This window comes from Amycolatopsis sp. NPDC104819 (assembly GCF_055583145.1).
This window is the reverse complement of record NZ_JBVJON010000012.1, coordinates 27,472-41,830: the sequence shown is the minus strand read 5'-3', so window position 1 is coordinate 41,830 and position 14,359 is coordinate 27,472. Positions and strand designations below refer to the sequence as shown.

Below are 14,359 nucleotides of genomic sequence, written 5' to 3'. Positions count from 1 at the left end.
CGACAGCGCGGGTCTGGCGAGTGGGCACCGCCTCGTAGAAGCGGGCAGTGGCCGGTCGGCCGGAGGCGAGGGCTGCCGGGCGTGAGGCGGAGCCGAACGAGACCTCGCGAAGGTCGGAGACCGCGACAGCGCGGGTCTGGCGCGCGGGCGCCGCCCCGGGGAAGCGGGCAGTGGCCGGTCGGCCGGGACCGAGGGCTGGGGCCAGGGGTGCCCGACGCGAAGTGGAGCCGGCCGAGGCCACGCAGAAGTCCGAGGCCGCGACGAGGCGGGCCGGGATGGGGGTGCTCCGGCCGGTGGTCGCTGGCTCGGGGAAGGAGGCAGCGGCCACCGGCCCTTGGGGGGAGCCGGGTTCCTGGCTGGTTTGGGTCATGCCGTCACGCCCGTCAGGTCGCTCAGCCACTTCGTGAACTCCTCGCGGTCGCGGCCGATCTCGTCCCAGGCCTGGTACGCCGCGTTGTCGCGCTCGTAATAACCCGCTGCGTACGACGGCTTTGCGCCGCCCGGGACCTCGGCCACCGCTGATACCACCCAGGACGGGAGGATCACCGCGCCCAGGCGGGGCTCCAGCTTGTCGACGATCTCCTCGACCGTCACGATCGAACGCTTGGCCGCCAGGACCGCTTCCTTCTGGACTCCCGTGATGCCCCACATCTGGACGTTGCCCTCGCGGTCGGCGCGTTGGGCGTGGACGATCGTGACGTCCGGGTTCAGGGCCGGGACCGCTGTCAGGCGCTCTCCGGTGAAGGGGCACGTAATCGGCTTGATCGTCTCCGTCTGGGCCGGCAGGTCCGTGCCCGTGTAGCCGCGCAGCACCGCGAACGGCAGGCCGGACGCACCCGCCACGTAGCGGTTCGCCATGCCCGCGTGGCTGTGCTCCTCGATCTCCAGCGGCACCGGCCAGTGGTGCTGGACCGCGTCGCGGAACCGGTGCAACGAGCCGACGCCGGGGTTGCCGCCCCACGAAAAGATCAGCTTGCGGGCACAACCCGCGCCGATCAGCTGGTCGTACACGATGTCCGGCGTCATCCGCACCAAGGTGAGATCCCGGCGCCGCTGCCGGATGATCTCCTGCCCCGCCGCGACCGGGATGAGGTGCGTGAAGCCCTCGAGCGCGACGGTGTCCCCGTCACGCACCAGCCGGGCCACGGCCTCCTCCAGCGACAGCAGCTCCGCCATCACACGCTCCCCACTGTTCGCATCACGCACACTCGTTCTGCCAGCGAACATAGCACGGTCGCCGGGGCGGGGACCAGGTGTCTTCCGCCCAATGGATGACGCACGCACGACGAAGGGGACTTTCTTCGCCGTTCGCGCGAAGAAAGTCCCCTTCGAGACCGGAAGGTCAGCCGATGCGGACCAGCCGCGAGCCGTGCGCGGGCACGGCGGAAGCGGTCCAGGAGCCGCGGGAACGGCCGAGGTCCGCCCGCGCGACCAGGTCACGCACCGGCTGCGTGCCCCGGACGCCCAGCGACGAGAAGTCCACCGTGATGTCGGCGGGCGCCGAACCCAGGTTGTAGACCGCCGCGTACCAGCGGCCGTCCGGGGCGCGCTTCTTCCACACCTGGAGGTTCCCGCCGGTCACCTGGCTCGCGTACGACCCGGCCCGGTCGACCCGGATGACCTCGGGATTCGTCAGGATCGACACCGCGGACGCGTCCAGGAAGTAGATGTCGCCCCCGACGTACAGCGGCGACGAGGCCATCGACCAGAACGTCATCACGCTCTGCCGCTCGACGTCGGAGATCCCGTCCTGGATGCCGCTGCCGGTGTTGTTGCTGATCGGCATCGAGTCGAGGTCCGGCCGGAACTGCGGCCCGAACACGCCCTGCCACGAAGGCAGGTCCGCCCACCGCGCCTTCACCGAGCTGTCCCAGGTGGACACCGTGTCGCAGTAACACTCGACGTCGGTGTTCACGCGGACGCCGTTCGCGTAGGGCGCGAGAGCGGGCCCGGCGGCCCGCGGCACCGGCCACGCGCTCGCGGTCAGCCACATCGGCCGTCGCGAGTGGTCGATGGCCTTCGACCAGGCGGCGATGTCCGCGACGTTGTCCGCGGTCGTGCCGTCGACCTTGATGAAGTCGACACCCCAGGACGCGAACCGCGCCACGACCGAGTCGTAATACTTCTGCGCGCACGGCTTCGAGAAGTCGACCTTCCAGTTGCCGCCCCACATGTTGGACGGTGTCAGCGGCCGGTAGGCGATGTCCTGCGCGTGGCACGACGTCCCGAGGATGGGCGCGTTCTTGTCGTAGACCTCCTTCTCGAGCCCCGTCACCGAGTACAAGCCCAGCTTCAGCCCGAGCGAATGCACGTAAGAAGCCAACGCGGGAATCCCGGACGGGAAGCGCCCCGGGTCCGGCGCCGGGATGCCGTTGACGTCGGTGTGGAACACCCACGACAGGTCCGCGTTCCAGCCCGAATCGATGTTGACGTAGGCGTACCCCGCGGATTTGAGCTTCGACGCCAGCGCGCCGGCCGCGTCGCGGACGTGCGACTCGTTCAGCCACGAAGTGCCGTAACCCGCGCGGGTCGACGACTCGAGGCTCCAGCTGCTCCAGCCCATGAACGGCTTGACGAACGGCGTCCGCGCGTCGGCGGCGGGCACCAGGAAGGAGAGAAAACCGAGCACAGCGAGAAACACGGAAAGGAGGCGCTTCATCGGGACACTCCTCGGTGGGGAAGGGGGGACCTACTCCTTGAGCCCGCTCGCGGCGATCCCGCTGACGATGAACCGCTGGGCGACCAGGAACATCGCGACCAGCGGCGCGATGGTGACCAGAGCACCGGCGAACAGCGCCGGCAGGTTGACCGACTGCGCGGTCAGGAACGTCGAAAGCGCGATCTGCGCGGTCCACGACGACGGGTCCTGTCCGATCACCAGCGGCCAGAGGAACGCGTTCCAGCTTTCGATGAACATCAGCGCGCCGAGCGACGCGAGCATGCTCCCCGAATTGGGCAGCACCAGCCGCCGGTAGACGCCGAGGTAGCCGAGGCCGTCGAGCCGCCCGGCCTCCTCGATCTCGGCGGGGAACCGCAGGTAGAAGTTGCGGAAGAGGATCACGGTGAACGCGCTGAACAGGTTCGGCGCGATGATCCCCCACTCAGTGTTGACCCCGCCCATCGAGCCGACGACGACGAACGTCGGCACGAACGTCACCGACTGCGGGATCATCAGCGTGACCAGCACGTACGTGAACACCGCACGCCGCCCCGGGACGTTGATCCGGGCCAACGCGTACCCCGCCATCGACCCGAACAGCGTGCCGACCGGCGCGGTCACGATCGCGACCAGGAACGAGTTCCAGAGCGAGTGCGCCATCGGCACCGACGCGTCGGCGAACAGCTCGCCGAAGTTCACCCACGACAGCGGGTCCGGCAGCCACGACCAGTCCGGCGAGCTGACCTGCTGGCGTGTCATGAGCGCGTTGCGCAGCATGATGTAGAACGGCAGCAGGAAGATCACCGACAGCACCGTGGCCAGGACGTACTTCGGCGCCTTCCTGACGCGGGGAGCGGCGAGGACGGCCATCAGTCCTTCTTCCCGAAGCCGACGAACCGGCCCTGGAGCAGGGTGATCACCACGATGATCACGGTCAGCAGGAACGCGCCCGCCGAGCCGACGCCGTAGTTCTGGTCGCCGAGCGCGGAGTCGTAGAGGTAGACCAGCGGCGGTTTCACCGGCGCGGTCGCCGTGCCGGAAAGCCCGGTGCCGAACAGGTTGTAGAACTCGTCGAAGGCCTGGAACGCGGCGATGAGGATGAGCAGCAGCACCGCGACCGACGTGTTCCGCAGCTGCGGCAGTGTGATGTACCGGAACGCCTGCCACTTGGTCGTGCCGTCCAGCTCCCCCGCCTCGTACAGCGACGGCGAGATCGCCTTCAGCCCGGCGAGGAACAGGATCATGTACAGCCCGACCTGCAGCCACAGCCGCAGCGTCACGACCGCGACCCAGTACACCGGCGGGCTCGTCTCCGACAGCCACGGCACCGGCTCGGCGCCGAACAGCCCGCCGAGCACGTTCGCGACGCCGGAGGGCAGGCCGTTGAACAGCGCCATCTTCCACACCAGCGCCGCGACGACGTACGACACCGCGGCCGGGATGAGGAACACCGTCCGGAAGAACGCCTTGCCGCGCTTGATGCTGTTGATCAGCACCGCGAGGCCGAGCGACGCCACGAAGGTGATCGGCACGATGAACACGGTGAACACCGCGATCGTCGACAGCGACGTCAGGAAGGCGTCGTCGCCGAGCAGGAACGCGTAGTTGTCGAAGCCGATCCAGTTCCCGAGGCTGATCGTGCCGCGCGCGTCGTTGAAGCTGAGCAGGAAGCTCCACGCGATCGCGACGTACTTGAACAGCCCCAGCCCGAGCACCACCGGCCCGGTCAGGACGGCGAACGCGCCGATCGCGCGCCAGTCCCGGCGCCGGCGACGCTTCTTCGCCGCCGACGCGGGGACTGCCGGCGCCTCCATCAAGGCCGTCATGCCAGCTGCTTGTCGACTTCGGCCTGGGCCTTCTTCGCCGCGTCGCCGAGCTCGGCGGCGGGGTCGGCCTGCCCGTTCGCGATCTTCGTCGCGGCCTGGAGAAACAGCGTCGCCGACGCCTTGTTCCACAGCCCCGAGTAGGACTTGCCGTTCTGCTGCGAGATCGTCACGGCGTCCTTCGCCGCGCCGCTGGAGAACTCGGTGGTCTGCGCGGCGACCGGCTTGCGGGCCGGGATGTGGAAGCCGTACTTGACACACCAGTCCTTCTGCAGGTCGGCGTTCTTGATCCACAGCCAGTCGATGAACTTCTTGACGGCGTCCAAGTTGGCGGACTTCGCGTTCGCGAGCTGGTACCAGCCGCCGACGCGCGCGACCTGCTTGCCCGCGTCGCCGAACTTCGGCCACGGGACCACGCCGAAGTCGTCACCCAGCGCCTTCTTGATGTCCGGCAGCGACCACAGGCCGCCCCACTGCATCGCGGTCGCGTTGTTGGCGAACGCGCCGGGGTCGGACCAGTCGGTCGGGTAGCCCTGGAGCAGGCCGCCGGTGTCGTGCAGCTGCTTGAGCCCGGCGATCGCGGCGACGGCTTCGGGCGAGGAGAACGCGACCTTCTTGCCGCTGCTGTCGAAGAAGTCGGCGCCGGACGACCAGAGCAGCAAGGTCGCGGCCTCGCCGACGCCGTCGGTGCCGACGTAGAGGCCCTTCTGCTTGCCGGTGTTCAGCTTCCGGGTCGCGTCGAGCAGCTCGGCGAACGTCTGCGGCGGTTGCACACCCGCGGCCTGCAGCGCGGACTTGCGGTAGTACAGCATCATGACGTCGTCGATCATCTTGACGCCGTAGATCTTGTCGTCCACCGTCACGGTGTCCAGCGCGGCCGGGCTGAAGTCGGCCTTGGCCGGCGCGATGACGTCGTCGAGCGGCGCGAGCAGGCCGTTCTTGACGTTCTGGTACCGGAAGTCGCCCAGCTCGAACAGGTCCGGCGCCTGCGCGGTGAGCATCGCCGAGTTGAGCTTGGTCTCGTAGTCGCCGGCGATCCAGCTGACGTTGATCGCGATGTCCGGGTTGGCCTTGGTGAACTCCTGCGCGTAGCGCTGGACCGCTTGCTGCGTCCCGGATTCGCCGTACGCGTGGTACCACTGCTGCAACGTGACCTTGGCGCCCGAAGCGGCGCCCGCGTTCTTGTTCAGCGGATCGCTCGTGCAGCCCGCGAGTGCGGCGCCACCGGCGAAGAGGACGGAACCGACCAGGAAGCTTCGGCGATTCATGGGGCTCACAACGGACTCCTTAGACGCTCTCGGCGACAAAAAGACTTTGGATGGCGACGGCGGCCGCGCCCCGCGCCCACTCCTCGAACGGCAGTGGCCGGATCACCAGGCCGCAGCGGGCGGCGCTGCCGAACGCCTGGACCGCGAAGGTCCGGCGGATCTGGTCTTCGAACAGGTCGTAGGTGGCGACGCCTTCCCCGGAGACGACCACGCGCTCCGGGCCGAACAGGTTGACCAGCGCGGCCAGGCCGAGCCCGATCGCGTGCCCCGCCCCGGCGAAGACCCCGCGCAGCGGCTCGTCGCCGCCACGGGCGCGCAGCACCGCGTCTTCCATGGTCAGCGCGGGTTCGCCGGACACCGCCCTGGCCCGCGTGAGGATCGCTTCGGTGGACGCGATCGCCTCGACACAACCCCGGCCGCCGCAGTGGCAGGCCGGGCCGTCGTCGGCGACCGGGACGTGCCCGATCTCGCCCGCGACGCCGTGCGCGCCGCGGACCAGGTCGCCGTTGACGACGAGCGCGCTGCCGATGCCCGTACCCACCGTGACCAGCGCGAACGACGACGCGCCGACCCCCTCGCCGAACCACTGCTCGGCGACGGCGAGGGCCTTGACGTCGTTTTCGAGCGTCGCGGTGAGCCCGGTGGCGTCTTCCAGCAGGGATGCCAGCGGGACGTCCCGCCAGCCGAGGAACGGCGAGTACCGGACGACGCCGGACGCGCGGTCGACGTCACCGGACACCGCGACACCGAGGCAGTAGGCGCGTTCCCGCAGGTTGCTGGTGCCGTCCGGGGTCGGGCCGGCCAGCAGCTCGCCGACGAGGTCGGCCAGCGCGCGGACGACGTGGTCGACGTCGTGGCCGGTCAGCGCGTGGTGGGCGCTGGCGCGGACGTCGGCGCGCAGGTCGGTGACCACGCCGATCAGGTCGTCGCCGGTGATCTTGACACCGACGAAGTACTCGCGGTCCGGGCGGATGGCCAGGGGGTTCGCGGGACGGCCGGCGCCGGGGGTGGTCCGGCCTTCCGAGGCGAGCTCCTCGAGGTAACCGGCGTCGATGAACGGCCGGGCCGCCTTGGTGACCGCGGCCGAGGAGAGCCCGGTGCGGCGGGCGACGTCGACGCGGGAGACCGGCCCCTCGGTCAGGACCGTGGTGAAGACGGTCGCTGCCGCGGGGCTGGTGATCGGCGCCCTTGCCGGTGCACTGCGAGGCATGGCCGGAAGGGTAGGCAGGATTAATTAACTTCGTCAAGAATTTATTTTTCGGCTGGTCATCCCTACGCTCAGGTCCATGTCGCTCGTGGAACACGACCCCGCGCACCGGCTGTGGCTGCTGCGCACCCCCGAGAGCTCGTACGCCTTCCGGCTCGATTCCGACGACCGGCCGCGGCACGTGCACTGGGGGCCGACGCTGACGCTGGCGCAGGCCGGGCAGGTCGCCGCGCGCCGCAACCCGGCCGACAGCAGCTTCGACGAGCCGGGTGACGAACGGCTCGAGCTGCCGGCCGAGGGCGGCGCGTTCTTCGGCGTCGCGGCGCTGGCCGTGCGCTACGCGGACGGGACGTCGGCGCTGGAGTGGCGTTACGACGGCTACGCGCTCGAAGACGGCGCACTCGTCGTGCGGCTCGCGGACCGGCACTACCCGCTCGAGCTTTCGCTGCACTACCGCGTCCGCGGCGAAGTCCTCGAGCGGTGGACGACCCTGCGCAACACCGGGGACGAGCCGATCTCCTTGCTGCGCACGGATTCCGCGTCGTGGACCCTCCCCCGGCGCGACGGCGCGCGGCTGAGCCGGACGTCCGGCGCGTGGAGTGCCGAATACGGCGTGCTGCGCGAACCGCTGCCGGTCGGCGAGACCACGCTGACCAGCCGTCGTGGGGTGTCGAGCCACCAGGTCGACCCGTGGGTCATGCTCGACGCGGGCGACGCGACCGAGACGTCCGGCGAGGTGTGGTCGAGCGCGCTCGCGTGGAGCGGGAGCTGGCGGATCACCGTCGAGCGGACGCACACCGGGCGCGTCACCTGGACCGGCGGGTTCGGGCACGAGAACGTCGGCTGGCGGCTGGGACCCGGGGAAACCTGGGAGACGCCGGTGTTCGCCGGGCTCTACGCGGCCGACGGCTTCGGCGGCACGAGCCGGCGCTGGCACGCCTACGTCCGCGAGTTCGTCCAGCCGCACCCCGAAGAGCTGCGGCCGATCGTCTACAACTCGTGGGAGGCGACCGGCTGGGACGTCGACGAAACCACCGAGACGTCCTTGGCCGACGCCGCGGCGAAGCTCGGTGTCGAGCTGTTCGTCATGGACGACGGCTGGTTCGGCGCCCGGACCGGCGACACCGCCGGGCTCGGCGACTGGACCGCCAACGAGCAGCGCTTCCCGGCGGGGCTCGGGCCGCTCGTCGACGCCGTCCACGCGCACGGCATGAAGTTCGGACTGTGGGTCGAGCCGGAGATGGTCAACCCGGACAGCGACCTCTACCGCGCGCACCCGGACTGGGTGCTGCACATGGCCCACCGCTCGCGGACGACGTTGCGCAACCAGCTCGTGCTGAACTTCGCGCGCCCGGACGTCGCGGACTGGGCGCACAAGTGGCTCGACCGGCTGGTCGGCGAGCACGGCATCGACTACCTCAAGTGGGACATGAACCGTGCGTTCACCGAGGCGGGCTGGCCCTCGAGCGACGATCCCGGACGGCTCTGGGTCGACCACGTCCGCGCCGTCCACACGATTTTCGACCGGCTGCGAGCCGACCACCCCGGCCTGCGGATCCAGGGCTGCGCGGGCGGCGGCGGACGCACCGACCTGGGGATCCTCGCGCGCACCGACGAGATCTGGGCGTCCGACAACACCGACGCCGCCGACCGGATCGGCATCCAGCACGGGTACGGGCAGCTCTACCCCGCGGGCACGATGTCGGCCTGGGTCACCGACAGCCCGAACCCGACCACCGGCCGGGAGGCGCCGCTGAGCTTCCGGTTCCATGTCGCGATGGCCGGGGTGCTCGGTCTCGGCGGTGACCTGCCGCGGTGGAGTGCGGCCGAGCTCGACGAAGCGACGGCGCTCGTCGCGCTGTACAAGGAGATCCGGCCGGTCGTGCAGCACGGCGTCCAGTACCGGCTGGCCGACCCGGCGACCGCCGCGCTGACCGCGGTCCAGTACGTGCTGGGCGACTCCGTGGTCGTGTTCTTCTGGCGGCGGCCCACGGAGTTCGCGCGCCCGTTCACCCCGCCGCGGCTCGCCGGGCTGGACCCTGCGGCGCGGTACCGCGACCAGGACGGCGTCGAGCACCACGGCGCGGTGCTGCTGAGCCACGGGCTCGGCGTCGAGCTGCCCGGCAGCGGGTACGCGAGCGCGGTGGTGCGGCTGACCAGGGCCTGAATACCCACGCCGACCGGCGTCACCAGGACGGGTGAGGCGCATTGACTTTTCACGAGGCGTCCGGCGAATGTGAAAGTCCTTCACTTCGCCGCTCGCCAACGGAGGCAGCATGCGCCGGCGCCTGTTCACTCTCCTCGCCGTGCCCGCCATCGCCGCGCTCGCCTTCGCCGCTCCGGCGTCGGCGAGCACCAGCTACCACGAGTACGTGGCGCTGGGCGATTCGTGGACCGCCGACGTTTTCGTCACCTTCCCGCCCACCACCGAGTTCACCCCGCTCGACTGCGCCCAGTCCACATCGGACTACCCGCACGAGGTCGCGGGCGCGCTCGGCGTCGAAACCTTCCGCGACGCCAGCTGCGGCGGCGCCGCCACGCCGGACTTCACGCAGCCCCAGAAGCTGCCGCTCGGCGGCACGAACCCGCCGCAGTTCGACCGGCTGACGCCGACCACCGACCTGGTGACCGTCGGGATCGGCGGCAACGACATCGGGCTCGCTTCCGCCGTGACGAAGTGCCTCAACCTGCTGCCGATCAGCACCTGCAAGGCCAAGTTCACCGCCGGCGGCGTCGACCAGCTGGAAAACGCGGTCGCGGCCAGCGAGCCCAAGGTCGCGAACGCGCTGCAGGGGATCCACGAGCGCTCGCCGCACGCGCGGGTCCTGCTGGTGAACTACCTCGCCGGGCTGCCCGCGAGCGGCAAGGGGTGCTGGCCCGTGATCCCGGTCGCCGACGGCGACATCGCCTACCTGCAGGCGAAGTTCCTGCAGATGAACGCCATGCTCGCGCGGGTCGCCGCGGCCAACGGCGCCGAGCTCGTCGACACCTACACCCCGACCGTCGGCCACGACGCGTGCCAGGCGCCCACCGTGCGCTTCGCCGAAGGCCTGATCCCGATCTCGGCGAGCAACCCGCTCCTGCTCGCGTTCCCCTTCCACCCCAACGGCGCGGGCGCGGCGGCGCAGTCGGAGATCGTCCTGGCGGCGGTCCGGCGGGGCTGAACTGTCGGTGCTGTGCCCTAGGCTGTCGGGGTGGCCAAGATCGCGGTGACCCGATGGATTCCCGACGAGGCGGTGAAGCTGCTCGCCGAGGCGGGCGAGGTGGCGGTGTCCCCCGCCGACCGCCCGCTGACCCCTGAAGAGCTGCACGAGTTCGTGGCCGGCGCGGCGGCGGTGGTCGGCATGCTGCACGACCGGCTCGACGGCGCGCTGGCCGACGCCGCCGGGCCGGATCTCAAGGTGGTCGCGAACGTCGCCGTCGGTTATGACAACGTCGATGTCCCGGCGTTGGCCGAGCGCGGTGTCGTCGTGTCCAATACCCCGGGTGTGCTCACCGAGGCCACCGCGGATCTCGCCTTCGGCCTGCTGCTCGCGGTCACGCGGCGCCTCGGCGAGGGGGAACGGCTGCTGCGCTCGCGGACGCCGTGGTCGTTCCACCTCGGTTTCCTGCTGGGCTCGGGACTGCAGGGCAAGACACTCGGCATCGTCGGGTTCGGCCAGATCGGCCGGGCGATGGCTCGGCGGGCCGAGGCGTTCGGCATGTCGATCGTCCATTCAGGACGGTCTGGTGGCGGATCCGTTACGTTTCAGGAACTCCTGGAACGCTCCGACGTCGTTTCGCTGCACTGCCCGCTGACGCCGGAGACGCGGCACCTGATCGACGCGGCCGCGTTGCGCGCGATGAAACCCAGTGCCTACCTGGTGAACACGACCCGTGGCCCGGTCGTGGACGAAGCGGCCCTCGCGGACGCGCTCGAAGCCGGGGAGATCGCCGGTGCCGCGCTCGACGTCTTCGAACACGAGCCCGACGTCGAACCGCGACTGCTCGGCCGTGACGACGTCGTGCTCAGCCCGCACCTCGGGTCGGCCACCGTCGAGACCCGCACCGCGATGGCCGTGCTGGCCGCCCGCAACGTCGTCGAAGTGCTCGGCGGGCGTGCCCCGCTGACGGAGGTGAAGCCGTGACCCGAGTCGTCATCGCGCCGGACAAGTTCAAGGGCAGTCTCACCGCGGTCGAGGCCGCGGAGGCGATCGCGTTGGGCGTGCGGGACGCGCTGCCGGACGCCGACATCGTTGCGTGCCCCGTCGCGGACGGCGGCGAGGGAACGCTTGACGTGCTCGAAGCCGCGGGCGCGCGGATCGTCCGGCTGACCGTCCGCGGCCCGCTCGAGGCGGCGGTGAACGCCTCTTATGCGGTGCTGGACGGCACTGCGTACGTCGAGTCGGCGCGCGCGTGCGGGATCGAGTTCGTCGAGCCGAGCCCGGCGACCGCGCTGGCCGCGCACACCTGGGGTGTCGGCGAGTTGCTCGGGGACGCGCTGATCCACGGCGCCCGCCGGCTCGTCCTTACGGTCGGCGGCACGGCCAGCACCGACGGCGGCGCCGGAATGCTGGGCGCGCTCGGCGCCGGAGTGCTCGACGCGTTCGGCGCGCCGGTCGGGCTCGGCGGCGGAACGTTGACGCGGGTCGCGTCGACCGAGCTGACGCCGGTGCGGGAACGGCTGGAGGGCGTGAGCGTCGCGGTCGCGACCGACGTCACGAACCCGTTGCTCGGCCCGGACGGCGCCGCGGCGGTGTTCGGGCCGCAGAAGGGCGCGGGCCCGCCGGAAGTGACGTTGCTCGACGACGCTCTCGCGCGCTGGGCGCACGCGCTGCAGGTGGGTGGCGCCCCGGACATCAGCCGGGTGCCGGGCGCGGGGGCCGGCGGCGGGGTCGCGGCCGGCGCGATCGCCGGGCTGGGCGCGACCGTGGAATCCGGGTTCGACCTCATCGCCGGGCTGACCGGGGTCGACCAGGCGCTCGTCGGCGCCGACCTCGTCATCACCGGCGAGGGATCACTCGACGAACAGAGTCTCAACGGCAAGGCTCCGGCCGGGATCGCGGCGCGCGCGAGGCCGCGCGGGGTGCCGCTGATGGCGTTGGCGGGGCGGATCCAGCTCGACGAAGCCGGGCTGGCGAGCCTGGGCGTCGTCGCGAGCAGCGCGTTGATCGACCACGCGCCGTCGCTCGACCACGCCCGCGCCAACGCGGCGGAACTGCTGCGGTTGCGGGCCGCGGTGCTCGTCAGCGCCTGGCGGCCCCGCTAGGCGAACGGGCCTTCCGCGGCGCGAAAGGCCCGTTCGCCGCGGTCAGCTCGTGTGCTGCGGCAAGACGGCGAAGGCGACTCCGCCGGCTTCGTCCTCTTGGACGTCGAGCACCTTGTCGTCGAGCAACGCCGCCGCCTGCGGTTCGAGGAAGACCTTCGGGCCCTCCTCGGCGCCGAGCACGCTGTCACCCTCGGTGGGTTCGGGGGCGACGGACAGCGCCAGCTGCGCGCTTTCGCCCTCGGCGTTCTGGACCGCCAGGCGGAGCCCGGCGTCCCCTTCGCTCTGGCTGGTCAATGCGGTGATCGCCTCGGCGGCGGCTTCGGTCACGGTCAGCATCTTCGGCCTTCCCTTCGTCGCGGTCCGATGCACTGGTGCCCCACGCTAGGGGCGTCCGTTCGGACGCGCAGTCTGAGCGGATCAGCCCTGCCGGGCCTGGCGGATGGCGTCCGCCACAGAGCCGCCGGCGTAGTCCGCCCGCTCCCCCGGATCGGGGTCGGCGTGCCGGTGCGGCACGTCGTCGTCCGGGGTCACCTGCTCGAAGTCCGGCGGAGCGTCCTCGACCGTTTCGTCGAGCTCCTCCGCCGGGGTCGCCGCGATCGGCCGGTCCGGGACCGGCTCGGGCTCGGCGTCCGGCTCCTCTTCGGCGAGGCGTTGCGCCATCGGCTCGCCTTCGCGGACTTCGCTGGGCGTCGTGCCGAAGCGGTTGGCGGCACTCCAGTGTTCGGGCGGCTCGACGCCCTCTTCGAGCGGGTCGACGCGCAGCTCGTCCTCGTCCAGCGCCTCGCTGGGGCTCAGGCTTTCCGAGTCGGCCGAGTCACGGTCACTCACAGGGTTCTCCCGGCGCGTAGGCAGTAGGCATCGCCGGTGACCTACCCGAGGCGCCGGAGGGCGAAACCCCGGCGGTGTCGCCGGGATCACATTTCTTCAACGGGTTTAACATATTCACAAGTTTGTGAATGCGGAGTAGCTTCGGATCATGGCCACCACCAGGTGCGCACCGGAGCACCGGCTGCTCGCCACCGACCCCGACCGGCACCACGAGCTCGGCACGCACGCGGCGTGGTACGTCGTGGCCGGCGTCGTGACAACGGGCGTCCAGGCGGTCTTGTTCCTTTTGCTGCGCGACGAGCTCGGCTCCCAGGTGGCGAACCTGGTCGCGATCGCGCTGACGACGCTCGGCAACACCGAGTTCCACCGCCGTGTCACCTTCGCGGGACGGCAGAGCAACGCCGGCAAGCGGCACCTGCAGGACCTGCTGACGTTCGCCTTCTACGCGGGGTACGGCTCGGCGGTCCTGGCGATCCTCGACGCGGTCGTCGACCGGCCGACGTCGTGGGAGGAGACGGGCACGCTGCTGCTGTCCAGCCTGGTCGGCGGCTTCGTCCGGTTCGCGGTGCTGCGCTGGTGGGTGTTCGCGTACCGAGCCGAGGAGCCGGCCGCCCGCTAGCGTCTGCGGACGTGGCTGCAGAGGAGATCAGGCCCCATTCGGGCGGCGACGAGCCGGATTATCGATTCACGTTGGCCAACGAGCGCACGTTCCTGGCCTGGCTCCGGACGGCGCTGGGCCTGGTGGCCGGCGGCGTGGCGGTCCACCAGCTGATCCCGGCCCCGGCGACGGCGAGCGCGGTGCTGTCGGGGCTGTGCGTGGTGCTGGCGGCGGTCCTCGCGGCGACGGCGTATCCGCGGTGGCGGCGGGTGCAGATCGCGATGCGGGCCGGGGAGCCGTTGCCTCGGAGCTGGATGATCGTGGCGTTGACCGGCGGTTTGCTGGTCCTGATCGTGGCTGCGGCGGTTTTGCTGGTGGTGTCGTGAGGGCGGTTGAGCGGTCGGGGTGCGTGCCGCGAGGGTCGGCAGGCGTGCTTGAGGGGTCGACACGCGTGATTGAAGGGTCGACTCGCGTGATTAGAGGGTCAACACGCGTGCTGGAACGGACGACTCGCGTATCCGGACGGACGACTCGCGTGCTGGAACGGACGACACGCGTACCTGGACGGACGACTCGCGTGCCCGGACGGCCGACTCGCGTGTTTGAAGGGTCAACTCGCGTGATTGGACAGTCGACTCGCGTGACTGAAGGGTCGACTCGCGTGTCTGGAGGGTCGACACGGGCGATGGGACGGGTGGGGTGGGTATCTGGGTGGCCAACTGGCGCAC

Annotated in this window: 14 protein-coding genes; 6 read left to right on the top strand and 8 right to left on the bottom strand. The window is 70.8% G+C overall.

Annotation, left to right across the window (positions count from 1 at the left end; all coding sequences use genetic code 11):
• Nucleotides 1–366: 366 nt before the first annotated feature.
• The 6 genes from ACZ63E_RS33125 to ACZ63E_RS33100 all read right to left on the bottom strand — a co-directional run bounded on the left by ACZ63E_RS33125 (nucleotide 367) and on the right by ACZ63E_RS33100 (nucleotide 6,960).
• Nucleotides 367–1,176, bottom strand: coding sequence for a CoA transferase subunit A (locus ACZ63E_RS33125; RefSeq protein WP_465340136.1), 810 nt, complete (start codon nucleotides 1,174–1,176; stop codon nucleotides 367–369).
• A gap of 166 nt (nucleotides 1,177–1,342) precedes the next feature.
• Nucleotides 1,343–2,659: a glycoside hydrolase family 27 protein gene (locus ACZ63E_RS33120; protein WP_465340134.1), complete on the bottom strand. Its 1,317-nt coding sequence runs from the start codon at nucleotides 2,657–2,659 to the stop codon at nucleotides 1,343–1,345.
• Between the two features lie 30 nt (nucleotides 2,660–2,689).
• A complete protein-coding gene (locus ACZ63E_RS33115) occupies nucleotides 2,690–3,529 on the bottom strand; it encodes a carbohydrate ABC transporter permease (protein WP_465340133.1) in 840 nt (279 codons plus the stop codon).
• The gene (locus ACZ63E_RS33110; protein WP_465340132.1) at nucleotides 3,529–4,485 is read right to left on the bottom strand and encodes a carbohydrate ABC transporter permease; all 957 of its coding nucleotides are present in this window, start codon (nucleotides 4,483–4,485) and stop codon (nucleotides 3,529–3,531) included. Before ACZ63E_RS33110 ends, ACZ63E_RS33115 begins: the two co-directional genes overlap by 1 nt.
• The gene (locus ACZ63E_RS33105; protein WP_465340398.1) at nucleotides 4,482–5,750 is read right to left on the bottom strand and encodes an ABC transporter substrate-binding protein; all 1,269 of its coding nucleotides are present in this window, start codon (nucleotides 5,748–5,750) and stop codon (nucleotides 4,482–4,484) included. Before ACZ63E_RS33105 ends, ACZ63E_RS33110 begins: the two co-directional genes overlap by 4 nt.
• 19 nt (nucleotides 5,751–5,769) lie before the next feature.
• Nucleotides 5,770–6,960 (bottom strand): ROK family protein, encoded by a 1,191-nt coding sequence (locus tag ACZ63E_RS33100; RefSeq protein WP_465340131.1) that lies wholly within the window; start codon nucleotides 6,958–6,960, stop codon nucleotides 5,770–5,772.
• A 76-nt stretch (nucleotides 6,961–7,036) separates the two neighbouring features.
• Between ACZ63E_RS33100 and ACZ63E_RS33095 the strand changes: the two genes are divergently transcribed.
• From ACZ63E_RS33095 to ACZ63E_RS33080, 4 genes are all read left to right on the top strand, one after another.
• Nucleotides 7,037–9,124: an alpha-galactosidase gene (locus ACZ63E_RS33095; protein WP_465340130.1), complete on the top strand. Its 2,088-nt coding sequence runs from the start codon at nucleotides 7,037–7,039 to the stop codon at nucleotides 9,122–9,124.
• A 109-nt stretch (nucleotides 9,125–9,233) separates the two neighbouring features.
• Entirely contained in the window at nucleotides 9,234–10,121 is an 888-nt protein-coding gene (locus ACZ63E_RS33090; RefSeq protein ID WP_465340129.1) for an SGNH/GDSL hydrolase family protein, read from the top strand.
• Between the two features lie 30 nt (nucleotides 10,122–10,151).
• Nucleotides 10,152–11,084, top strand: a complete 933-nt coding sequence (locus ACZ63E_RS33085; RefSeq protein ID WP_465340128.1) for a 2-hydroxyacid dehydrogenase — start codon at nucleotides 10,152–10,154, stop codon at nucleotides 11,082–11,084.
• On the top strand, nucleotides 11,081–12,205 hold the full coding sequence (locus tag ACZ63E_RS33080) for a glycerate kinase (RefSeq protein WP_465340127.1): 1,125 nt from the start codon (nucleotides 11,081–11,083) through the stop codon (nucleotides 12,203–12,205). The genes ACZ63E_RS33085 and ACZ63E_RS33080 overlap by 4 nt, the downstream gene beginning before the upstream one ends.
• A 42-nt stretch (nucleotides 12,206–12,247) precedes the next feature.
• On the opposite strand, the gene ACZ63E_RS33075 is transcribed toward ACZ63E_RS33080, so the two are convergent.
• Nucleotides 12,248–12,541, bottom strand: coding sequence for an iron-sulfur cluster biosynthesis family protein (locus ACZ63E_RS33075; RefSeq protein ID WP_465310514.1), 294 nt, complete (start codon nucleotides 12,539–12,541; stop codon nucleotides 12,248–12,250).
• 81 nt (nucleotides 12,542–12,622) lie between these two features.
• A complete protein-coding gene (locus ACZ63E_RS33070) occupies nucleotides 12,623–13,033 on the bottom strand; it encodes a hypothetical protein (protein ID WP_465340126.1) in 411 nt (136 codons plus the stop codon).
• 148 nt (nucleotides 13,034–13,181) lie between these two features.
• Here ACZ63E_RS33070 and ACZ63E_RS33065 point away from each other — a divergent pair, with 148 nt between their 5' ends.
• Together ACZ63E_RS33065 and ACZ63E_RS33060 are read left to right on the top strand one after the other, a co-directional pair.
• Nucleotides 13,182–13,652 carry a GtrA family protein gene (locus tag ACZ63E_RS33065; protein ID WP_465340125.1) on the top strand — a complete coding sequence of 157 codons (471 nt, stop codon included), beginning with the start codon at nucleotides 13,182–13,184 and terminating at the stop codon, nucleotides 13,650–13,652.
• 71 nt (nucleotides 13,653–13,723) lie between these two features.
• A complete protein-coding gene (locus ACZ63E_RS33060) occupies nucleotides 13,724–14,017 on the top strand; it encodes a YidH family protein (protein ID WP_465340124.1) in 294 nt (97 codons plus the stop codon).
• Nucleotides 14,018–14,359: the final 342 nt, after the last annotated feature.

Excerpts from the sequence above, each read along its gene's own strand:
- ACZ63E_RS33125 (WP_465340136.1), bottom strand. The coding sequence starts at position 1,176 with ATGGCGGAGCTGCTGTCGCTGGAGGAGGCCGTGGCCCGGCTGGTGCGT.
- ACZ63E_RS33120 (WP_465340134.1), bottom strand. The coding sequence starts at position 2,659 with ATGAAGCGCCTCCTTTCCGTGTTTCTCGCTGTGCTCGGTTTTCTCTCC.
- ACZ63E_RS33115 (WP_465340133.1), bottom strand. The coding sequence starts at position 3,529 with ATGGCCGTCCTCGCCGCTCCCCGCGTCAGGAAGGCGCCGAAGTACGTC.
- ACZ63E_RS33110 (WP_465340132.1), bottom strand. The coding sequence starts at position 4,485 with ATGACGGCCTTGATGGAGGCGCCGGCAGTCCCCGCGTCGGCGGCGAAG.
- ACZ63E_RS33105 (WP_465340398.1), bottom strand. The coding sequence starts at position 5,750 with ATGAATCGCCGAAGCTTCCTGGTCGGTTCCGTCCTCTTCGCCGGTGGC.
- ACZ63E_RS33100 (WP_465340131.1), bottom strand. The coding sequence starts at position 6,960 with ATGCCTCGCAGTGCACCGGCAAGGGCGCCGATCACCAGCCCCGCGGCA.
- ACZ63E_RS33095 (WP_465340130.1), top strand. The coding sequence starts at position 7,037 with ATGTCGCTCGTGGAACACGACCCCGCGCACCGGCTGTGGCTGCTGCGC.
- ACZ63E_RS33090 (WP_465340129.1), top strand. The coding sequence starts at position 9,234 with ATGCGCCGGCGCCTGTTCACTCTCCTCGCCGTGCCCGCCATCGCCGCG.
- ACZ63E_RS33075 (WP_465310514.1), bottom strand. The coding sequence starts at position 12,541 with ATGCTGACCGTGACCGAAGCCGCCGCCGAGGCGATCACCGCATTGACC.
- ACZ63E_RS33065 (WP_465340125.1), top strand. The coding sequence starts at position 13,182 with ATGGCCACCACCAGGTGCGCACCGGAGCACCGGCTGCTCGCCACCGAC.